General features: G+C 65.3%; 21 protein-coding genes. 17 read left to right on the plus strand and 4 right to left on the minus strand.

What is annotated here, in order from left to right; all coding sequences use genetic code 11:
• Nucleotides 1–62 precede the first annotated feature (62 nt).
• Both dapA and smpB read left to right on the plus strand, forming a co-directional pair.
• Nucleotides 63–947: a 4-hydroxy-tetrahydrodipicolinate synthase gene (dapA, locus tag PFY01_RS09925; protein ID WP_271041159.1), complete on the plus strand. Its 885-nt coding sequence runs from the start codon at nt 63–65 to the stop codon at nt 945–947.
• Entirely contained in the window at nt 947–1,420 is a 474-nt protein-coding gene (gene smpB / locus PFY01_RS09930; protein ID WP_271041160.1) for an SsrA-binding protein SmpB, read from the plus strand. The genes dapA and smpB overlap by 1 nt, the downstream gene beginning before the upstream one ends.
• A 3-nt stretch (nt 1,421–1,423) precedes the next feature.
• On the opposite strand, the gene PFY01_RS09935 is transcribed toward smpB, so the two are convergent.
• Together PFY01_RS09935 and PFY01_RS09940 are read right to left on the minus strand one after the other, a co-directional pair.
• The gene (locus PFY01_RS09935) at nt 1,424–2,062 is read right to left on the minus strand and encodes a uracil-DNA glycosylase (RefSeq protein ID WP_271041161.1); all 639 of its coding nucleotides are present in this window, start codon (nt 2,060–2,062) and stop codon (nt 1,424–1,426) included.
• Nucleotides 2,059–2,595 (minus strand): NYN domain-containing protein, encoded by a 537-nt coding sequence (locus PFY01_RS09940; RefSeq protein ID WP_271041162.1) that lies wholly within the window; start codon nt 2,593–2,595, stop codon nt 2,059–2,061. Before PFY01_RS09940 ends, PFY01_RS09935 begins: the two co-directional genes overlap by 4 nt.
• On the opposite strand from PFY01_RS09940, the gene folK reads away from it, so the two are divergent.
• The 14 genes from folK (at nt 2,561) to recO (ending at nt 14,028) form a co-directional block, all read left to right on the plus strand.
• Entirely contained in the window at nt 2,561–3,163 is a 603-nt protein-coding gene (gene folK, locus PFY01_RS09945) for a 2-amino-4-hydroxy-6-hydroxymethyldihydropteridine diphosphokinase (RefSeq protein ID WP_333780213.1), read from the plus strand. The genes PFY01_RS09940 and folK overlap by 35 nt on opposite strands.
• Before the next feature lie 44 nt (nt 3,164–3,207).
• The gene (locus PFY01_RS09950; protein ID WP_271041163.1) at nt 3,208–3,645 is read left to right on the plus strand and encodes a cupin domain-containing protein; all 438 of its coding nucleotides are present in this window, start codon (nt 3,208–3,210) and stop codon (nt 3,643–3,645) included.
• 84 nt (nt 3,646–3,729) lie between these two features.
• Nucleotides 3,730–4,089 (plus strand): DNA-directed RNA polymerase subunit omega, encoded by a 360-nt coding sequence (rpoZ, locus tag PFY01_RS09955; RefSeq protein ID WP_017504892.1) that lies wholly within the window; start codon nt 3,730–3,732, stop codon nt 4,087–4,089.
• A 134-nt stretch (nt 4,090–4,223) separates the two neighbouring features.
• The gene (locus PFY01_RS09960; protein WP_271043049.1) at nt 4,224–6,383 is read left to right on the plus strand and encodes a RelA/SpoT family protein; all 2,160 of its coding nucleotides are present in this window, start codon (nt 4,224–4,226) and stop codon (nt 6,381–6,383) included.
• A complete protein-coding gene (locus tag PFY01_RS09965) occupies nt 6,380–7,138 on the plus strand; it encodes a TIGR00730 family Rossman fold protein (protein WP_271041164.1) in 759 nt (252 codons plus the stop codon). The genes PFY01_RS09960 and PFY01_RS09965 overlap by 4 nt, the downstream gene beginning before the upstream one ends.
• Before the next feature lie 50 nt (nt 7,139–7,188).
• A complete protein-coding gene (pyrE, locus tag PFY01_RS09970; RefSeq protein ID WP_271041165.1) occupies nt 7,189–7,773 on the plus strand; it encodes an orotate phosphoribosyltransferase in 585 nt (194 codons plus the stop codon).
• A gap of 4 nt (nt 7,774–7,777) precedes the next feature.
• Nucleotides 7,778–8,518 (plus strand): pyridoxine 5'-phosphate synthase, encoded by a 741-nt coding sequence (locus PFY01_RS09975; RefSeq protein ID WP_271041166.1) that lies wholly within the window; start codon nt 7,778–7,780, stop codon nt 8,516–8,518.
• Nucleotides 8,515–8,916 (plus strand): holo-ACP synthase, encoded by a 402-nt coding sequence (gene acpS / locus PFY01_RS09980; RefSeq protein ID WP_271041167.1) that lies wholly within the window; start codon nt 8,515–8,517, stop codon nt 8,914–8,916. The genes PFY01_RS09975 and acpS overlap by 4 nt, the downstream gene beginning before the upstream one ends.
• A gap of 55 nt (nt 8,917–8,971) precedes the next feature.
• A complete protein-coding gene (lepB, locus tag PFY01_RS09985) occupies nt 8,972–9,865 on the plus strand; it encodes a signal peptidase I (protein WP_271041168.1) in 894 nt (297 codons plus the stop codon).
• Nucleotides 9,865–10,575, plus strand: coding sequence for a ribonuclease III (gene rnc / locus PFY01_RS09990; protein WP_112861980.1), 711 nt, complete (start codon nt 9,865–9,867; stop codon nt 10,573–10,575). The genes lepB and rnc overlap by 1 nt, the downstream gene beginning before the upstream one ends.
• On the plus strand, nt 10,572–11,519 hold the full coding sequence (gene era / locus PFY01_RS09995) for a GTPase Era (protein WP_271041169.1): 948 nt from the start codon (nt 10,572–10,574) through the stop codon (nt 11,517–11,519). Before rnc ends, era begins: the two co-directional genes overlap by 4 nt.
• Before the next feature lie 15 nt (nt 11,520–11,534).
• Nucleotides 11,535–12,773 carry a serine hydrolase domain-containing protein gene (locus PFY01_RS10000; protein WP_271041170.1) on the plus strand — a complete coding sequence of 413 codons (1,239 nt, stop codon included), beginning with the start codon at nt 11,535–11,537 and terminating at the stop codon, nt 12,771–12,773.
• A gap of 47 nt (nt 12,774–12,820) precedes the next feature.
• Nucleotides 12,821–13,297, plus strand: a complete 477-nt coding sequence (locus PFY01_RS10005) for a nuclear transport factor 2 family protein (RefSeq protein ID WP_271041171.1) — start codon at nt 12,821–12,823, stop codon at nt 13,295–13,297.
• Nucleotides 13,297–14,028, plus strand: coding sequence for a DNA repair protein RecO (gene recO, locus PFY01_RS10010; RefSeq protein ID WP_271041172.1), 732 nt, complete (start codon nt 13,297–13,299; stop codon nt 14,026–14,028). The genes PFY01_RS10005 and recO overlap by 1 nt, the downstream gene beginning before the upstream one ends.
• On the opposite strand, the gene PFY01_RS10015 is transcribed toward recO, so the two are convergent.
• Entirely contained in the window at nt 14,025–15,755 is a 1,731-nt protein-coding gene (locus PFY01_RS10015) for a cytochrome c biogenesis protein DipZ (protein ID WP_271041173.1), read from the minus strand. The two genes, recO and PFY01_RS10015, sit on opposite strands and share 4 nt — an antisense overlap.
• Before the next feature lie 133 nt (nt 15,756–15,888).
• Here PFY01_RS10015 and parC point away from each other — a divergent pair, with 133 nt between their 5' ends.
• Nucleotides 15,889–18,090 carry a DNA topoisomerase IV subunit A gene (gene parC / locus PFY01_RS10020; RefSeq protein ID WP_066551509.1) on the plus strand — a complete coding sequence of 734 codons (2,202 nt, stop codon included), beginning with the start codon at nt 15,889–15,891 and terminating at the stop codon, nt 18,088–18,090.
• Between the two features lie 18 nt (nt 18,091–18,108).
• Here the strand turns inward: parC and PFY01_RS10025 are convergent, their stop codons facing one another.
• A complete protein-coding gene (locus PFY01_RS10025) occupies nt 18,109–19,521 on the minus strand; it encodes an FAD-binding oxidoreductase (RefSeq protein ID WP_271041174.1) in 1,413 nt (470 codons plus the stop codon).
• Between the last annotated feature and the right edge of the window lie 10 nt (nt 19,522–19,531).

Consider the following 19,531-nt stretch of genomic DNA (forward strand, 5'->3'; position numbering starts at 1 on the left):
CTCATTGCAAAGGCGATGAACATCCGTCCATCGTCACTCCCCACGCAGGCCAGCTTAGTCTCATGAACGCCCCCTTGTTCAAGGGCGTGATCACCGCCCTGATCACACCACTTCGTGACGGAAACGTGGACGAAGCCGCATTCGCCAAACTGCTCGAGCGTCAGATCGCCGCAGGGGTTCACGGCGTCGTCCCGATGGGCACGACGGGCGAGGGCGCCAGCATGGATTTGGATGAGCACAAGCACGTCATCGAACTGTGCGTGCGTCTGACGGCCGGGCGCGTCGCCGTCATCGCCGGTACCGGATCGCCCTATACCAAGGAGGCCATCGACCTGACCCGCCACGCCAAGACGGTGGGCGCGGATGGGGCTTTGATCGTGACGCCCTATTACATTCGCCCGTCCCAGGCGGGCATGGCGGCCCATTTCGAAGCGGTGGCCGACGCCGTGCAGCTTCCAATTCTGCTCTACAATGTGCCGGGACGGACGGGGGCAGATCTGTCCATTGAGACAGTGGCGCGGCTGGCGGCCCACCCTAATATCGTCGGCATCAAGGACGCCACGGGCGACATGAGCCGCGTCAGCTGGATGCGAGCGAACATCGATGGCCAGTTCGACCTCATCTCGGGCGACGACCCCAGCTATCTCGGCTACCACGCCCATGGCGGCGTCGGCCTGATCTCGGTGGCGTCCAATGTCGCGCCGGAGGCCATGGTCGCCTTGCACAATGCGATGACCGCCGGAGATTATGCGACAGCACGCGACTGGCAGGACCGACTGATTAGTTTGTGCAAGGCGCTGTTCCTGGACAACTCGCCCGCGCCGACGAAGTACGCCCTGGCCAAGCTTGGCTTGTGCAATGAGGAGGCGCGTCTGCCGCTGTCGCCGACCTCCGATGCGGTCAAACCTTTCATCGACCGCGCCATGGCGGCGGCGGGCGTCATCTGATGGCCCCCAAGCCGCAATCGAAATCCAAGGTCATCGCCGAAAATCGCCGCGCGCGGTTCGACTATTTCCTGGAAGACAGTATCGAGGCCGGGATCCAGCTGCTGGGCACCGAGATCAAGGCGCTGCGCGACGGCCGGGCCAATATCGCCGAAAGCTATGCGGCGGTGGAGGGGCGCGAGATCGTGCTGATCAACGCTGATATCCCGCCGTACAAACAGGCAAACCGCTTCAACCACGAGCCGCGCCGACCGCGTAAGCTGCTGCTGCACAGAAAGCAGATCGATAAGCTGATCGGCGCGGTCCAGCGCGACGGTCAGACCATCATTCCCCTGAAGCTCTACCTGAACGATGCAGGCAAGGCGAAGCTGGAGATCGCGCTGGCCAAGGGCAAGAAGCTACACGACAAGCGCGAGGCTTCTGCCGAACGCGACTGGCAGCGCGACAAGGCCCGCCTGATGCGTGACAAGGGCTGAGGTTCAGGCCTCGATCAGAATTCGGGCGCGCACGAAGATGTCCTCGAACATCTGCGGCGTCAGGCGACCGGTGTTCGTGTTCAACCGGGAGCAGTGATAGCTGTTCAGAATGACGTATCCGCCGGCTTCGCCCTGCGCCCCGTGACCCGCCGGCATCGCTGACGCAAGCCGCCCGAAGGCTTTCAGGATATTGCGGCGCGAGACGTCGCCCAGGGTCACGATCACCTTCAGATTCGGCAGCAGTTTGAGCCGGTCGATTAGGAAGGGACGGCAGGTCGTTTCCTCGATTGGCAGAGGCTTGTTCCCGGGCGGGGCGCACCGGACCGCATTGGTGATCATGCAGTCCGTCAGCGTCAGGTCATCGTCGCCGTTGGGATCGTAATGGCCGTGCGCAAAGCCGGCCTTCTTCAGGGTGTCGTACAGCAGCCAGCCGGCGTGATCGCCGGTGAAGGGACGTCCCGTCCGGTTGGCGCCGGTCCGGCCGGGCGCAAGGCCGGCGATCAGCAGACGCGCGTTCGGATCGCCGAACGAGGCGGCCGGCCCGTTCCACCAGTCTGGATTCTGACGCGCATTCTCCTGACGATAGGCGACCAGGCGCGGGCACAGCGGGCAGTCGCGGGGCGGTTCGGGCGTCAGGGTCATTGGGCGGCCTTCGGGCGGCCGAAGTCGGCCATCAGATCGTTCAGATCGACGAAGGCGTCGGCCTGACGACGCAGTTCGTCGGCGATATGCGGCGGCTGGGTCTTTTGGGTCGAGATGACCGTGACCCTCACGCCCCTAGCCTGGATCGCCTGAACCACCCGCCGGAAGTCGCCGTCGCCGGAGAACAGCACCGCATGGTCGATGTGCGGAGCCAGCTCCAGCATGTCCACCGCGATCTCGATGTCCATATTGCCCTTGATCCGGCTGTGGCCGCTATTGTCCGTGAACCGCTTGACCGGCTTGGTGACGACCGAAAAGCCGTTGTAGTCGAGCCAGTCGACCAGCGGCTTAACCGGCGAGAATTCTTCGCCCTCGACCACGGCCGTATAGTAGTATGCGCGGGTCAGGATGGACCTCTCGCGGAACCAGTCCAGCATCCGCCGGAAGTCCATGTCGTGCTGCAGGGCGCGGGCGGCGGAGTAGAGGTTCGAGCCGTCGATGAAGATCGCCAGCCGGTCGGTGGGATGGAACATGGTCGAAGCCGTCGAAAGAGATGAAAAATCGGATCGCGCGGTCGCCGTCGGAATCGATGATGGGTTCGACCTGAATGACGCAGTCATCGTGGCCCTGGGCTGCAATGACAAGGGGGCATGGTCTTCCTGCACCGAAGCGCTGGAGGCGGCGCTCGCACGTTTTCGCAGCGAAGGGATTGATGTCGTCGCACGCTCGTCGTGGTGGTCATCAATGGCCTGGCCCGATCCGCACGATCCCGCCTTTCTGAATGGCGTGGTGATCGTCCGCACCGACCATGATCCGCATTCGCTGATGGCGGCGCTCGGCCGGATCGAAGATGCGTTCGGCCGCGAGCGGGCGGTTCGCAATGCGCCGCGGACGCTGGATCTCGACCTGATCGCCTACGGACGATTGAGCGGTGATCTGCAGGGGTTGATCCTGCCCCATCCCCGCGCGGCCGAGCGCCAGTTCGTCATGGGCCCCATCGCCGAGATCGCGCCAAATTGGGTGCATCCTACCAAGCGCGCGAGCGCCGAAAATCTAGGCCAAGCCGCGTCGGTCGGTCGCGATGCGCACCCATTGAAGTAGGCAGCTGTTCGTGAGCTGATCCGGCTGACACCGGGAGACATATCATGCTCAGCCTCGCCTTCGCCGCCGTGCTTTTGTCAACGTCAGTTCAGGAGTTGCACCCTGAGCCAGCTTCACCGCCGATGGGCGTGGGTCTGGTGATTCATGAGGCGGACACAATGGTGCGCCAGCCGCCGCCGCACAACGGCACGGGAATGAGCACGGCCTATCGAATTTCGGGCATGGCGCCGAACCGATCGATGGAGTTCAGAAAGCGCATCATGCATCCAGGATCGTCTATCGGCCTGCACGTCATCGCGCACGACGAGGTCTATCATGTCGTCAGCGGGGAAGGAGATGTCACCACGGACGGCGTGACGACCCGGATAAAGGCCGGCGACACAGCCTATCTTTACGATGGCGGCAACGTCGGTATTCAGCAGGTGGGCGAGGACGATCTGGTGCTGATCATCGCCTACCCTTTGGCGCGTCGTACCGACTGACGCCCAACTTCCGCCCCTGTGGCGTTGCAAAAAGCCGTCCTCATCTGTATTTGACGCGGTTCTCCCCCGCGTTCGAGGAATTTCATGGCCCGCGTCACCGTCGAAGACTGCATCGAGAAAGTTCCGAACCGCTTTGGTCTGGTGCTGATGGCTGGCCACCGCGCCCGCAGCATCGCCAACGGTGCCGCCCTGACGATCGACCGCGACAACGACAAGAACCCTGTCGTCGCCCTGCGCGAGATCGCCGACGACACCGTCGTGCCCGACGAATTGCGCGAGACCATCATCACCACGCTGCAACGCGTCGATGAGCGGACGGAAGCCGAGGATGAGGCCGAAACGGTCGCTCTGCTGGCCTCGCCGCAGCACATGAACATGGCTGAGGCGGAACTGATCCGCGCTCTTCAAAGCGACCGCGACGGCGGTCAGGAGGAGCGGTACTGACGCCCGAAGGAGCCCCTGGCGTCACTATCCTGCCGGCGCTGACCGAGACGGTTCCGCCGGCGCCCCCAGCTGCAAACAAAAACGACCCCCAGACGGCGCTCGTCGATCCGGCGCCGCAGCCCAAGCGTGCGCCGATCCTGCGTCAGTTCGAGCTGATCGAGGCCGTCAAGGCCTACGATCCCACCGCCGACGAAGCGCTTCTCAACCGCGCCTACGTCTATGCGATGAAGATGCACGGCTCGCAGTTGCGAGCCTCTGGCGATCCCTATTTCGCCCACCCGATCCAGGTCGCGGGGATACTGACCGACTATAAGCTCGACACCGCCACCATCGTCACCGCCCTGCTGCATGACGTGGTAGAGGACACGACCGCGACGCGCGACGACATCGCCGGCATGTTCGGTGAAGAGGTCGCGGTTCTGGTCGAGGGCGTGACAAAGCTGTCGCGGCTGGAGCTTCAGGCTGAACACACGCGCCAGGCCGAGAACCTGCGCAAGTTCATCCTGGCCATCAGCCGTGACGTGCGGGTGCTGCTGGTCAAGCTGGCCGACCGCTTGCACAATATGCGCACGCTCCAGTTCGTGAAGCCGGAGAAGCGCGAGCGGATCAGCCGCGAAACGCTGGAAGTCTATGCGCCCCTGGGCCGGTCGATCGGTATCCACTCGATCGCGTCCGAGCTGGAAGAGCTGGCTTTCACCCATCTGAATCCAACGGCCAAGACCGCCATCGAGCGGCGGCTGGAGGCGTTGAAACTGGAGCACGGTCGCGCCATCGACGGCGTGGCGAGCGAGGTTGAGCGCGTTCTGTCCGAGGCGGGCCTGAAGGCCAATGTCTATGGCCGGCAGAAGACGCCCTATTCGATCTGGCGCAAACTTCAGCGCAAGTCGGTCGGCTTTTCGTCCCTGTCGGACATTTACGGCTTCCGCGTCATCGTCGAGGCGGAGGACGACTGCTACCGCGCGCTGGGTGTGATCCACCGCGAATGGCCGATGGTGCCCGAGCGGTTCAAGGATTTCATCTCGACGCCTAAGTCGAACAACTATCGCTCGTTGCACACGACCGTCGTCGGCCCCCGGGGCCTGCGGATCGAGATGCAAATCCGCACCGAGGACATGGACCGGATCGCCGAGGACGGGGTCGCCGCCCACTGGCGTTACAAGAACCAATCCTACGGCTTCGACCGCGAGGCGATGGAACAGGGCGGCGGGCGTGACCCGCTTCAGAACCTGCGACACTTGGTTCAGGTGATCGAGCACGGCGAGGGCGGCGAGGACTGGGTCGAGCACGCCAAGCTGGAAATGTATCTGGACCAGGTTTTCGTCTTCACGCCGAAGGGGCAACTGGTCACCCTGCCGCGCGGGGGAATGCCTCTGGACTTCGCCTATGCCGTCCACACCGAGGTCGGCGACACCGCCGTCGGCGTCAAGGTCAATGGCGAGTTGAAGCCCATGCGCACGCCACTCCAGAACGGCGACGTGGTCGAGATCATCCGCGGCTCGAAGCGCGAAGTGCCTGCCGACTGGCGCAGTCTGACGGTAACGGGCCGCGCGCGTTCCGCCATTCGCCGTCATATCCGCACCTCCGAGCGCGAAGAGTTCATCAAGCTGGGTCGCGTCGCGCTGGATCAAACCCTGGGCCGGGTCGACAAGACCCTGACCGACGTGTCGCTGAAGCCGGTTCTGGAACTGCTGGCGGTCGCGAGTGACGACGATCTGTTCGAAGGCTTGGGTCGCGGGCGGTTGTCGCCGACCACGGCGGCCGAAATCCTGTTCCCCGCACTGAAGGGACGGCTGAAGGCCGGGCCTGAGAAGCAGCGCATCGAGGGCGACAAGGCGCGGCTGTTCGTGCGCGGCGGGGGGCTGACGCCCGGCGTGTCGGTGCATTTCGGCCAATGCTGCACGCCCGTGCCGGGCGACCGGATCGTGGGCATTCTGGAGCCGGAATCCGGCCTGACGGTGCACACCATCGATTGCCAGACCCTGGCCGCCTTCGCCGATGACGATTCGGTCTGGCATGACCTGCAATGGACGCCTCAAGCCGAGACGGACGCGGTCGCCGCCGCGCGTATCCGTGCGACAATCCGCAATGCGCCGGGCGTGCTGGGTCAGGTCACGACTCTCATCGGCGAGGCCGGCGGCAACATCATCAACCTGTCGATGGCGCACCGGCAACAGGACTTCTTCGACGTGGACGTGGATGTTGAGGTCGAAGACGCCAAGCACGCCACCACGATCATGGCGGCGCTGAGGGCCAATCCGTCGGTCGACTCCGTCGAGCGCGCGCGGGGCGAATGAGCGATCCGATAAAGCCGAACGCGGCGCAGATGGCCTCGCCGTCCTATCGCATGGCGGCGATGGATCAGGACTTCCTGCTGGGCGATTCGATGCGCGGCGTGCGGTTCCTGATGGAATACGCCAAGCCTGAGGAGGCGTTGAGGGCCTGGGGCGTGCGCTCGACCCTCGTCGTCTTCGGCAGCGCGCGCATCCGCGAAGGGCACCGTTGGTATGAAGAGGCCCGCGCCTTTGGTCGATTGGCGTCCGAGCGCGGCGGAGCGCTGCGCGGTCGCGTCGGCGAACCCCGCGACAATGTCATCGCCACCGGCGGCGGCCCGGGCATCATGGAAGCCGCCAACCGCGGGGCCGTCGACGCGGGCGCGCCGTCCGTCGGTTTCAACATCACCCTGCCGCATGAGCAGGAGCCGAACGCCTATTCGACGCCGGAGCTGACGTTCCGCTTCCACTATTTCGCGATGCGGAAGATGCATCTGGCGATGCGCGCCAATGCGTTGGTGGTGTTTCCCGGCGGCTTCGGAACCTTCGACGAGATGTTCGAGATGCTGACCTTGCGCCAGACGAAGAAGGCGCCGCCGGTTCCGGTCGTTCTGGTGGACAAGGCCTACTGGACCTCGGTCATCGGTTTCGACGCCTTGGTCGAGCATGGGATGATCGCCGCGTCCGACCTGGACCTGATCGGTTTCGCCGAGGACGCGGAGGGCGTCTGGGCTGAACTGCTCTCGCGCGGGCTTCGGCCGAACGAAAACATCGAATGAAGCGTCGCCGCAGGGTTCATCCGCGCGCGATCCGGGTCTAGAACCCTGTCATGAACACTGAAGACGTCCTCAACGAGTTTCGCGACGCCGGCGCCCTGCGCGAAGGCCATTTCGTCCTGTCGTCGGGTCTGCACAGCCCGGTCTTCCTGCAGAAGAATCTGGTCTTCATGGACGGCGCGCGATGCGAGCGTTTGTGCAAGGCGCTGGCGGACAAGATCACGACCACGGTTGGCCCAGTCGATGTCGCCATCTCGCCGGCTGTGGGCGGCATCATCCCCGGTTACGAGACGGCCAAACATCTGAAGGTCCGTTCGATGTATGTCGAGCGCGAGGGCGGGGATTTCAAACTGCGTCGCGGCTTCTCGGTCGAGCCGGGCGAAAAGGTCGTCATGATCGAAGACATCGTCACGACAGGCCTGTCGTCACGCGAATGCATCGCCGCGATCCAGGCCGCCGGGGGTGAGGTGATCGCCGCCGCCTGTATCGTCGACCGGTCGGGCGGCAAGGCGGATGTGGGTGTGCCGCTGATCGCCCTGGCGTCGCTGGACGTGCCCGCTTACCCAGCCGACGCTCTTCCGCCGGAATTGGCCGCGCTTCCGGTGGAAGATCCCGGCAGCCGCAGATTGTCGAAGTAGAGCCATGCGCGAACGGGTCAGGCTGGGCGTCAACATCGACCACGTCGCCACAGTGCGAAATGCGCGGGGAGGGACGCATCCCGATCCTGCGCGTGCGGCCGAGGCGGCGCTGGCGGCCGGAGCAGACGGAATCACCGCTCACCTGCGCGAAGACCGCCGCCACATCACCGACGCCGACATCGACGTGCTGAGCGCCCTATGCGCGCGAGCCGGCAAGCCGCTGAACCTGGAAATGGCGGTGACGGATGAGATGCTGACGATCGCTCTGCGCCACCGGCCGCACGCCGCCTGTCTGGTGCCCGAGCGGCGCGAGGAGGTTACGACCGAAGGCGGTCTGGCGGTCGCCGGTCACGAAGGCCGGATCGCGCCTTTGGTGAAGGCGCTGGCGGACGCCGGCATCCGGGTCTCGCTCTTCATCGAACCGACCGAAGCGCAGGTCGAGGCCGCCGCTGCCGTCGGCGCCCAGGTGGTCGAATTCCACACCGGCCGCTACTGCCATCTGACAGATCCGGCAGAGCGAGAGGTCGAGTTCGAACGCCTCGCCGCCGCCGCCGCCCAGGCCGACATCTTGGGGCTGGAGGTCCATGCAGGCCACGGTCTGGATTACGACACGGCTCCGCGCATGCTGGCGATCCCGGAAATCCGTGAGCTGAACATCGGCCATTTCCTGATCGGCGACTCGATCTTCATCGGCTTGGATGGCGCGATCCGACGGATGCGAGCGGCGATGGATGCGGCCAAATGATCATTGGCGTCGGCGCGGATCTGTCGGACATCCGTCGCATCCAGGCGTCTCTTGATCGGTTCGGGGATCGCTTCAAGACCCGCTGCTTCACTCAACTGGAACGCGCCCGATCGGATCGGAAGCCGGACCCGGCCTGGAGCTACGCCAAACGCTTCGCCGCCAAGGAGGCTTGCGCTAAGGCACTGGGCACGGGAATGCGGGCCGATGTCTATTGGCGCGACATGGGGGTGGTGAACCTGCGTTCGGGCCAGCCGACGATGGCGCTCACCGGCCACGCAGCCGAGCATCTGGCGCGTCTGACGCCGCCCGGACACGAGGCGAAAATTCACCTGACGCTGAGCGACGAACATCCCTATGCGCTCGCCTTCGTGGTGATCGAAGCCTTGCCGCAGTCGTAATCAGGTTATAGGCGTGCGCGATGACCGCGCGGACGCGGCGAGGATGCTTGATCGCATGAGCGAAGACCAAAAGCCCGACGACGCCTATCGCGACGCCACCCCCGAAGAACGGTTTGCGGCCTCGGAAGCGGACGCTCCGATCAAGTCGGTGCAGGAGCCCACGACGGCGAACCAGAAGGTCTATGCCAAGACGCCCAAGGGCGGCGACAAGGCGACCTCGGCGGCCAGTGAAACCGGCGAAATCTTCAAGACCATCGTCTTCGCTCTTTTGATCGCGATGGTGCTGAGGATCTTCCTGTTCCAGCCCTTCACCATCCCTTCGGCCTCGATGGAGCCGAACCTGTATGAAGGCGACTATATCGTCGTCTCCAAGTGGTCGTACGGCTTCTCCAAGCACTCGATCCCGTTCAGCCCGCCGCTGTTCGACGGGCGCATCATGGGTTCGGCGCCCAAGCGCGGCGACATCGTCGTGTTCAAACTGCCGCGTGACAACAAGACCGACTTCATCAAGCGCGTGATCGGCCTGCCCGGCGACCGCATCCAGATGATCGCCAACAAGCTGTATATCAACGACAAGCCCGTCCAGGACGTCGTGGTCAGCGAGCAGGAGATCAACGACATCTTCGGTCCGCGTCCTGTGACCGAGGTCCGCGAGACCTTGCCGGAAGGCAAGAGCTTCATGACCCAGGACTTCGGTCCCGGAAACGATCTGGACGACACCCCGGTCTATGAAGTCCCGGCTGGCCACTACTTCATGATGGGCGACAACCGCGACAACTCGATCGACAGCCGTGTCGAACAGTCCAGCGGCGTGGGCATGGTCCCGGCCGAAAACCTGGTCGGCAAGGCGCAGATCATCCTGTTCTCGTGGAAGCCCGGTTCGTCGTTCGTGAAGCCTTGGACTTGGTTGAACGTGCGGCTCGACCGGTTCTTCAACGTCCTTCACTGATGGCCAATCTGAGAGCCGAAGCGGTCGCGGCGCTGGAAACGCGCCTGGGACACAGGTTCAAGGACAAGGCCCTGCTGGAGCGCGCCCTGACCCATGCCAGCGTGGGTGAGGGAGCGCCGGTCGGCATCCACGGTCCACGCGACAACGAGCGGCTGGAGTTCCTGGGCGACCGGGTGCTGGGTCTGCTGGTCGCCGAGCGCCTGTCGGCTCAGTTTCCGACGGCGGATGAAGGCCAACTCTCGTCCAGCTTGCACGCCCTGGTCGACAAGGGCGCCTGCGCCCGCGTTGGTGAAGCGCTGGGCGTGGGGCCTGCGCTGCGGCTTTCGCCCGGCGAGACCAAGACCGGCGGGCGCCGCAAGGCCGGCGTCATCGCCGATGCGGTCGAGGCCATACTGGCGGCGGTCTATCTGGACGGCGGGCTGGATGCCGCCAAGGCCGTGTTCGAACGGGCCTGGTCCGACGAACTGTCGGCGCCGCCATCCCGCACCGTGACCAATCCGAAATCGGCGCTTCAGGAATGGGCGCAAGGGTTGGGGCGGCCGCTGCCGACCTATCGCGTCGCCGATCGGACGGGTTCGGATCATGCGCCCACATTCACCGTCGAAGTGTCCGTACAGGATGTGCAGCCCTTGACCGCGCAAGGGCGTTCGCGTCAGGAGGCGGAGAAGGCGGCCGCAACGGCTCTCCTCAAACGTGAAGGCGTCATTTGACCGATATCGAAAACCAGCGCGCAGGCTTTGCCGCCATCATCGGCGCACCCAACGCCGGCAAGTCCACGCTGGTGAACCGGCTGACCGGGTCCAAGGTCTCGATCGTCACGCAAAAGGTGCAGACGACGCGCTTCCCCGTGCGCGGCATCGCCATGGAAGGCGACGCCCAGATCGTGCTGGTGGACACGCCCGGCATCTTCACACCACGTCGTCGCCTTGACCGGGCCATGGTCGCCTCGGCCTGGGGCGGCGCGGAAGATGCGGACATCGTCGTTCACCTGATCGACGCCCAGTCCCACATCAACGCCGAAGGCCGCGAGGGCACGGCGGCCGATCGCCGCTCGGCCGAGGACACCGAGACCATCATCGCCAACCTGCAGGCCACCGGGACCAAGGTCGTTCTGGCGCTGAACAAGATCGACGGTATGCGCCGCGACACCCTGCTGGCGCTGTCGCAGAAGCTGTTCGCAAGCGGCGTCTATTCCGAGGTTTATATGATTTCGGCGGCCAATGGCGACGGTGTCGAGGACCTGAAGCAGCGTCTGGCCCTGTCCATGCCCAAGGGGCCGTGGCTGTATCCCGAGGATCAGGCGGCCGACGTGCCGGTGCGGGTTCTGGCGGCCGAGATCACGCGCGAGAAGGTCTATCTGCGCGTCCATGAGGAGCTGCCCTATTCTGCGGCGGTGGAGACGACCAGTTTCGAGGATCGCGCCGACGGCTCGGCTCGGATCGAACAGACCATCTATGTCGAGCGCGAGAGCCAGCGGCCCATCGTGCTGGGAAAGGGCGGCCAGACACTGAAATGGATCGGCCAGAAGGCGCGCGAGGAGCTGAACGAAATCCTGGGCCGCCAGGTGCACCTGTTCCTGACCGTCAAGGTCGATCCGAAGTGGCAGGACAGCCGCGCCCTCTATGCCCAGTTCGGTCTGGATTTCGACGTCTGAGTTCCTGTGTTTGATGTGCCGCGTACCGCCGGGGGGCATCCCCGGCTCGTTCTGGGCGTCCTTGGGGCGCTGATCCTTGGCGGCGCGGTCTGGGGCGGCATCGCCACGGCCGTGGCGCCCAAGACCGATGTGGAACTGGCGACCGAGCGCGCCGATGCGCCGCCACGACCACCCGTGGTCGTGGTTCAGGACCTGCCGCAACTGGCGGCGCGCCTGGATCGCGAAGCCGCTTCAGGACGCTTCATGGGCGCGGTTCTGGTGGCCAAGGGCGACAAGGTCCTGTTCCGCCAAGTCTATGGCAAGGCGAACTACGAGCAGAATCAGCCGCTGGCGCTGGGCTCGCGCTTTCGCCTGGCCTCGATCTCCAAACAGTTCACGGCGACGGCGATCCTGAAGCTTCAGGACGAGGGCAAGCTCAACGTCTCCGACCCGGTCTGCAAATGGATCCAGCCCTGTCCGCAGGCCTGGGCGCCCATCCGCATCAGCCATCTGCTGTCGCATACGTCGGGCATTCCCGACCTGATGGCGCGGCCCGGTTGGGGCATGCGCCGCACGACCCCGGCGACGCTGGACGAACTGACCGAGGATTCACAGCGCTTCGGTCTTCAATTCGAGCCGGGCGCCAAGGTTCAGTACGACAACGCCGGTTTCAATCTGGCCGCCGCCATCGTCGAAAAGGCCAGCGGCAAGCCCTTCCAGACCTATATGCGCGAGACCTTCTTCAAGCCTCTCGGTATGAAGGATAGCGGGCTTGATCTCGATGGCGGCGATCACGGCGTCATCATGGGCTACGCCAACTTCCCCGGCGGCCTTGCGGCCCAGCCGAACGCCAACACCTCGATCGTGGCGGGCGCCGGCGCGGTCTATTCGACGCTGGACGATCTGCTGGTCTGGCAGAGGGCGCTACACCGCGGCGGCCTGCTGACCCCGGCCAGCTATCAGCAGATGCTGGCCGACCACGCGCCGGCCGACACCAAGCCGAACGAGCGCAGCCATCCGCGTCGCGACTGGGGCTTCGGCATCTTCGCCAACCGTCTGGGCGATCAGGTGCGACCCAGCTTCCAGGACCGCCAGATCTATCACACCGGCAGCTGGGGCGGGTTCCGCAACCTGATGCTCTATCAGCCGGACGCCGACGTGACGGTGATCGTCCTGTCCAACAACTATCACCTGCGTGACCAGGTCTTCCTGATCAGTCAGCAGGCGATGGCCGAGGCCTTGGGCCACGAGTTTCCGACGACGCTGGCGCGCTGAGGCGCCCGACTGTTTCCCGACGAGGAGAACAGGAGTAGAACGGGACCATGATCGCTCTTCTTACCGCTCTCGTCCTTTCCGCTTCGCCGACGCAGGCCGCAGGCGATCCCGTCGTTGAGGCGGGCGCCGTTCTCGACCGAATGCATGCGGCGGCCTCGCGTGCGGACGGCGACGCCTATTTCGATCTGTTCACGCCTGACGCCCGGTTCATCGGCACGGATGCGACCGAGCGCTGGTCGCTGGCTGAGTTTCGCGCCTACGCCACGCCCTATTTCTCGCAAGGGAAAGGCTGGACCTATCGCCCGCATGACCGGGTGGCGACCCTGGCGCCGGGCGATTGCCGCTGCATCGTCTGGTTCGATGAGTTGCTGGACAACGACGCCTACGGCCTGACGCGCGGCTCAGGCGTGCTGCGGCTGACCGACAATGGCTGGAAGATCGAGCAATATGTGCTGAGTTTCACCGTGCCGAACGACAAGGCCAAGAGCGTGGTCGGGGTGATCGCTCAAGGTCCGGCGGACTGATGGACTTCCACGAAGAGGCGTTCGTCCTGTCGGCGCGCAGCCACGGCGACACGGGCGCCGTGGTCGATTTGCTGACCGAGAACCACGGCCGGCGCTCGGCCTACGTGGCGGGCGGAGCGTCACGCAAGATGAAGCCATTCCTGCAGGCGGGCGCGCGGGTCGTGGCTGATTACCGCGCCCGCACTTCGGATCATCTCGGCGCGGTGCGGCTGGAGCCGGTAGGCGAGGGGCCCAGCGCCCTGTTCGACGACGCCCTGGCGCTGACCGGGCTGGCGGCGGCGGCGAGCGTGACACAAGGCGCGTTGCCGGAGCGTGAGCCGCATCCCGGCGTCTTTCTGGCTTTCGAGGCGCTGATGGCGGCGTTCGAGATGCCGGCGGTCTGGCCAGCGATCTTTGTGCGGTTCGAAGCTGGCCTGCTTGAAGATCTGGGCTTTGGCCTGGATCTGTCGAAATGCGCCGCAACCGGCACGGCCGACGACTTGATCTACGTCAGCCCGCGCACCGGCCGGGCGGTCAGTCGCGACGCCGGCGCGGCCTATGCCGACAAGATGCTGACCCTGCCGCCCTTCATGCTGGGCGCCCAATCCGGTCTGATCGAGGGCGACGTCCGGGCCGGGTTCGACCTCACGGGGCATTTCCTGGAGCAGTTCGTTTTCCACCCGCAGAACAAGCCCCTGCCGCCTGCGCGCGTGTGGATGCTGGACAAGCTGGGCGACGCCGGCCGCCTCTAGCCGAAGGTGAAGGCGAAGACCTGAACGCCGGGATCCAGGAACTCGATCTCGAACGTCCGTTCGCGCACCGCGCCCGTCTGCCGCACCAGTTGGTACAGCCGCTCGCCGTCCACCCGGCCAAGGCCTTGGGCATTGATGTCGCTGCCGGCGTTCGCGCCCGGCGCCGCGCCATCGATCCGGACACGGAAGCGGACGGGTGCGCCCGGCTTGCTGGGCCCCATGACCAGATGGAGATCACGCGCCTTGAAGCGGAAGGCGATACGGCCGCCAGCGGTCTGCAGGTCGGCATGCTCACGCGTCACACGCCAGCGGCCCGACAGGCTCCAGTCGTTCAGCTTCAGCGGCGCGGCGACATAGTCCTTGATCACGTCGTTGGCCAGGCCGCCGGGCGAGCGGAAGTTCTCTGCGCGGCCATATCCGACGTAGGTCTCCGGCGATTCGACCTGGGCCATGTCGGCGGCGGCCTCTGCGCCCACAGCCTGGACTGTGACGACGTTGCTGGCGACGTTCGCTGCGCCCGCTTCCTTCAGAAGTTGCTGGATCACGCGTTCGGAGCCCGCATAGTCGCCTTCGCCGAAGTGGTGATGACGGATCTGCCCTTTGGCGTCGATGAAGTAGTGGGCGGGCCAGTACTGGTTCTTGAACGCCCGCCAGATGGCGAACTCATTGTCCATGGCGACCGGATAGGTAATGCCAAGGCGCTGAATGTTCTGGCGGACGTTGGCCTCGGATTTCTCGAAGGCGAACTCGGGCGTGTGCACGCCGATCACCACCAGACCCTGGTCCTTATACTTCTCGGCCCAGGCGCGGACGTAGGGGATGGAGCGGATGCAGTTGATGCAGGAGTAGGTCCAGAAATCGACCACCACCACCTTGCCCCTCAGCTGCTCGGTCGTGAGCGGCGGGGTGTTGATCCAGGTCGTCGCCCCGGTCAGCGGCGGCATCACCCCTTCGACCGGCAGATTGGCCAGATCGGCCGGCGCCTGGTTCGTCGGCATTCCGCGCCCGATCCCGCCCAGCAGCGCCTGTTCGATCCGGCCCGTGCTGGCGGCCGAAATCCGGGTCAACAGTCCCGTGTCCGCACCCAGGCCAATCACGACCACGCCGATCAGCACCAGAACGCCCAGACCGCGCCGCACCCATTCGCCGACGCCCAACGCGCCCTTCATGGCCTTGAACACGCGACCACCGACCAGCAGGGCCAGACCCAGTGATGTCGCCGCGCCTGCTGCATAGGCCAGCAGCAGAACCGTCGTGCCGACGCCGGCGCCCTGAAGCGCTGCGCCTGTCAGGATCACGCCCAGAATGGGTCCGGCGCACGGCGCCCAGAGCAGCCCTGTCGCGACGCCGAGCAGCAGGGACGAGCGCACGTCGCCTTGATCGCCACCCTGGCGCTCGGCGCGATCGGTCAGCCAGGCCCCCGCCGCCACGAACGGCCGCATCAGGCGATCGCCCACGGCTGGAAACAGCAGGCTGACGCCCAGCACCGCCATGACGGCCAGGGCGATCCAGCGCCCGACCTCATTGGCCCGAACCGCCCAGCCGCCGCCCAGCGCCGCCAGCGTCGCCACCCCCGCAAAGGTCACGGCCATCCCGACCAACAACGGCAAACCGTTGCGGATGAACGGCCGATCCGCCCGTGCGAAAACGAAGGGCAGAACCGGCAGGATGCAGGGACTGACGATGGTCAGAACGCCGGCGAGATAGGACAGCAGGAAAAGGATCATGGCGCGGCCTGACGAGGGTGTGTCTCTCACATACGCACGGCGGAGCGGTTTGGTGACTCCCCAGCGCGCTTATCCCCCAATCTGGCGTCTTACGGGCTAGACTTCCCGTCTCCGATCCCCGATTCGCAGAGCCATGACGATCCACGCCCCGCCGCCGGAAGGCGGCCGCATCATCGACGAGCCGATGGAGACGGCGCTCAGCCGCCGCTATCTGGCCTACGCCCTGTCGACCATCACCAATCGCGCGCTGCCGGACGTGCGTGACGGTTTCAAACCCGTGCACCGACGCATCCTCTACGCCATGCATCAGATGCGGCTGAACCCGCAGGCGGCGGCGCGCAAATGCGCCAAGGTCGTCGGCGAGGTGATGGGCGGATACCACCCCCACGGCGACGCCTCGATCTATGAGGCCCTGGTGCGCCTGGCCCAGGACTTCGCTCAGCGTTACCCACTGGTCGACGGCCAAGGGAACTTCGGCAATATCGATGGCGATAGCGCCGCGGCCATGCGCTACACCGAGTGCAAGCTGACGCCGGCCGCCGTGCTCCTGCTGGACGGGATCGATCAGGATTCGGTCGATTTCCGCGCCACCTACGACGATCAGGACGAGGAGCCGATCGTCCTGCCAGCCGGTTTCCCCAATCTGCTGGCCAACGGCTCGTCAGGCATCGCCGTCGGTATGGCTACCTCGATCCCGCCCCACAATGTCGGCGAACTGATCGACGCCTGTCAGGCCTTGCTGGAGCGGCCCGAGACGACGACCGAGGAACTGGTGCGCCTGGTTCCCGGCCCGGATTTCCCGACCGGCGGCGTGGCCGTCGAAGGTCATGCCTCGATCCTGGACGCCTACGAGACGGGGCGGGGCGGGGTGCGACTGCGGGCGCGCTGGGAAACAGAGGATCTGGGTCGTGGCGTGTGGCGGATCATCGTCACCGAGATGCCGTACCAAGTGCAGAAGTCGCGCCTGATCGAGGCGCTGGCGGACCTGATCGAGCACAAGAAGGCGCCGCTGCTGGGCGACGTGCGCGACGAGTCGGCCGAGGACATTCGCCTGATCCTGGAGCCGAAGAACCGCACCATCGAGCCTGAAATGCTCATGGAAAGCCTGTTCAAGCTGTCCGATCTGGAGGTCCGCTTCCCGATCAACATGAACGTGCTGGACGCGAGCGGCACGCCGCGCGTCATGGGTCTGAAAGACTGCCTGCGCGCCTTCCTGGATCACCGACGCGAGGTGCTGAACCGTCGTTCGCAATGGCGGATCGCGCGGGTCGAGAAGCGTCTGCACCTGCTAGAAGGCCTGCGCATCGTCTTCCTCAACCTCGATGAGGTGATCCGTATCGTCCGCGAGGAAGAGCAGCCGAAGGCCGTCTTGATCGCGCGCTTCGGTCTGACGGAGGTTCAGGCCGACTTCATCCTCGACACCCGACTGCGTCAGTTGGCGCGTCTGGAAGAGATGACGATCGAGAAGGAATTCAACGCTCTGTCCGAAGAACTTGCCAACCTGAAGGCGCTGACGTCGTCAGAAGGCAAGCAGTGGAAGGCGATCTCCAAGGAACTGGAGGCCGTGCGCAAGGCGCTAATCTCGCCGCGCCGCACCACGATCGCCGAGGCGGTGGATACGTCCGCCTTCGTCGCGCCCGAGGCCTTTATTCCGCGCGAGGCGATCACCGTCATCCTGTCGGAACGCGGCTGGATCCGCGCCGCCAAGGGCAAGGTCGAGGATCCGTCGGAGCTGAAGTTCAAGGAAGGCGACCAACTCGCCTACCTCGTCCCGGCCTATACGACCGACAAGCTGCTGGTGGCGGCGTCGGACGGGCGCATCTTCACCATAGGCGCGGACAAGCTGGCGTCCGGACGCGGCCATGGCGAGCCGCTGCGCCTGATGATCGATCTGGACGAAAAGGCCGAGATCATCAACGTCCTGGCGCACCAGCCGGGCGGCAAGCTGCTGATCGCATCAAAGGCCGGATACGGCTTCATCGCACCGGAAGACGACACCCTGGCGCAGAAGCGCGGCGGCAAGCAGGTGCTGAACGGCGAAATGCTGGCGGTGCTGCGGGTGACCGGCGATCACGTTGCGACCATCGGCGAGAACATCAAGACTCTGATCTTCCCTGTTGCCGAACTGCCCGAGATGGGACGCGGCAAGGGCGTGAAGCTGCAAAGCTTCAAACAGGGCGGCCTCGCCGATATCGCAGTCTTCAACGCCGAAAACGGGCCGGAATGGGCCGACGGCGGCGGACGTCGTCGCAACTGGCCCGACTGGAAAGACTGGCTGGGCAAACGCGCCGGCGCCGGTCGCCAGGGCCCCAGAGGCCTGCGGAAGTTCAGATAGGCGGCCCGCCCGTCGGTTCTAGAACAGGACCGACGGGTTCATGATCCGCTTGGGATCGATGGCGCGGCGGATGGCGGCCATGGTTTCGATCTCGAGCGGGGACTTGTAGCGCTTGACCTCTTCGGTCTTCAGCCGGCCCAGCCCGTGTTCAGCCGAGATGGAGCCGTCGTAGGTTCCGACAACATCGTGAACCACTTGCGAGCCTTCCTTCCAGCGGCTGATGAAGGCGGGGATGTCCTGACCGACGCCCGGCAGAATGTCGTAGTGCAGATTGCCGTCACCGACATGGCCGAAGACCGAGATGCGGGCGCCGGGATGGAAGCGTTCGACGGCGGCCGAGGCTTCGTCGATGAAATCGGCGATGCGGCTAATGGGGACGGAGACGTCGTGTTTCCAGCCGCCGCCCTCGGGCTTCAGAGCCGCCGAATGTTCTTCACGCAGACGCCAGAAGGCGGCGCGCTGTGCGTCGTTCTGGGCGATGGCGGCGTCGGTGATCAGGCCTTCCTCGAAGGCGACCTCGAGCAACGCCTCCATCTGGGCCTCGGCGCCGCCGGGCGTGCCCGAAGCGATCTCGATCAGGACATACCACTCGGGCGTCGAGTCCAGCGGCTCGCGGGTGTCGGGGATGTTCTTTAGGACCAGTTCCATCCCGAGGCGCTTCATCAGTTCGAAGGCTTCGACCCCGCCGCCCGTCTCGGCCTTAGCGCGGGCGAGCATTTCGACGGAGGCGGCGGCGGTTTCCAGCCCGACCACCGCGACGGCGCGCGAGCGCATGATGGGGAAGAGTTTCAGCGTGGCGGCAGTGACGACGCCCAACGTACCCTCGGCGCCGATCAGCAGCTGTTTCAGGTCGTAGCCTGTGTTGTCCTTGCGCAGACGCTTCAGGCCCCGGAAGATTTTGCCGTTGGGCATGACCGCCTCAAGGCCCAGGACCAGGTCGCGCATCATGCCGTAGCGAAGAACCTGGGTGCCCCCGGCGTTGGTGGAGATGACGCCGCCAATGGTGGCTGAGCCCTCGGCTGCAAGACTGAGCGGGAAATAGCGGCCGGCCGCTGTCGCCGCCTGCTGCGCCTCCAGGAGGGTCAGGCCGGCTTCGACCGTCATGGCGTCGTCAAGCGGAGTCACATCGCGGACGGCGCGCATCTTGCGGGTCGACAGCAGGACCTCGCCGAATGGAATCTGGCCGCCGACCAAGCCGGTGCCGCCGCCTTGGGGCGTGATGGCGACGCCCTCTCGAGCGCAGATCGTCACAGCGCGCGCAACCTCTTCCGTCGAACGAGGTGTCAGCAGGATCGGCGTGTCGCCCGTCCAGCGATTGCGCCATTCGGTCAGCGACGGCGCGATGACCTCGGGATCCTGGGTCCAGCCGCCCGAACCGAGCGCGGCTTTCAGTTGGTCAAGCACGGCGGCGGAGGGGGCGGGCGTCTGCATGCCTCCCTTT

The sequence above is a fragment of the Brevundimonas vesicularis genome, from assembly GCF_027886425.1.
Classification (GTDB): domain Bacteria; phylum Pseudomonadota; class Alphaproteobacteria; order Caulobacterales; family Caulobacteraceae; genus Brevundimonas; species Brevundimonas vesicularis_C.

What these genes read in the sequence shown, in the direction of transcription:
- folK (WP_333780213.1), top strand. Translation starts at nt 2,561, where the DNA reads ATGAAGATCGCCAGCCGGTCGGTGGGATGGAACATGGTCGAAGCCGTC.
- PFY01_RS09940 (WP_271041162.1), bottom strand. Translation starts at nt 2,595, where the DNA reads ATGTTCCATCCCACCGACCGGCTGGCGATCTTCATCGACGGCTCGAAC.
- PFY01_RS10005 (WP_271041171.1), top strand. Translation starts at nt 12,821, where the DNA reads ATGATCGCTCTTCTTACCGCTCTCGTCCTTTCCGCTTCGCCGACGCAG.
- PFY01_RS09975 (WP_271041166.1), top strand. Translation starts at nt 7,778, where the DNA reads ATGCGCGAACGGGTCAGGCTGGGCGTCAACATCGACCACGTCGCCACA.
- lepB (WP_271041168.1), top strand. Translation starts at nt 8,972, where the DNA reads ATGAGCGAAGACCAAAAGCCCGACGACGCCTATCGCGACGCCACCCCC.
- dapA (WP_271041159.1), top strand. Translation starts at nt 63, where the DNA reads ATGAACGCCCCCTTGTTCAAGGGCGTGATCACCGCCCTGATCACACCA.
- PFY01_RS09935 (WP_271041161.1), bottom strand. Translation starts at nt 2,062, where the DNA reads ATGACCCTGACGCCCGAACCGCCCCGCGACTGCCCGCTGTGCCCGCGC.
- parC (WP_066551509.1), top strand. Translation starts at nt 15,889, where the DNA reads ATGACGATCCACGCCCCGCCGCCGGAAGGCGGCCGCATCATCGACGAG.
- acpS (WP_271041167.1), top strand. Translation starts at nt 8,515, where the DNA reads ATGATCATTGGCGTCGGCGCGGATCTGTCGGACATCCGTCGCATCCAG.
- PFY01_RS09965 (WP_271041164.1), top strand. Translation starts at nt 6,380, where the DNA reads ATGAGCGATCCGATAAAGCCGAACGCGGCGCAGATGGCCTCGCCGTCC.
- PFY01_RS10015 (WP_271041173.1), bottom strand. Translation starts at nt 15,755, where the DNA reads ATGATCCTTTTCCTGCTGTCCTATCTCGCCGGCGTTCTGACCATCGTC.
- rpoZ (WP_017504892.1), top strand. Translation starts at nt 3,730, where the DNA reads ATGGCCCGCGTCACCGTCGAAGACTGCATCGAGAAAGTTCCGAACCGC.
- recO (WP_271041172.1), top strand. Translation starts at nt 13,297, where the DNA reads ATGGACTTCCACGAAGAGGCGTTCGTCCTGTCGGCGCGCAGCCACGGC.
- pyrE (WP_271041165.1), top strand. Translation starts at nt 7,189, where the DNA reads ATGAACACTGAAGACGTCCTCAACGAGTTTCGCGACGCCGGCGCCCTG.
- PFY01_RS10025 (WP_271041174.1), bottom strand. Translation starts at nt 19,521, where the DNA reads ATGCAGACGCCCGCCCCCTCCGCCGCCGTGCTTGACCAACTGAAAGCC.
- PFY01_RS09950 (WP_271041163.1), top strand. Translation starts at nt 3,208, where the DNA reads ATGCTCAGCCTCGCCTTCGCCGCCGTGCTTTTGTCAACGTCAGTTCAG.
- rnc (WP_112861980.1), top strand. Translation starts at nt 9,865, where the DNA reads ATGGCCAATCTGAGAGCCGAAGCGGTCGCGGCGCTGGAAACGCGCCTG.
- smpB (WP_271041160.1), top strand. Translation starts at nt 947, where the DNA reads ATGGCCCCCAAGCCGCAATCGAAATCCAAGGTCATCGCCGAAAATCGC.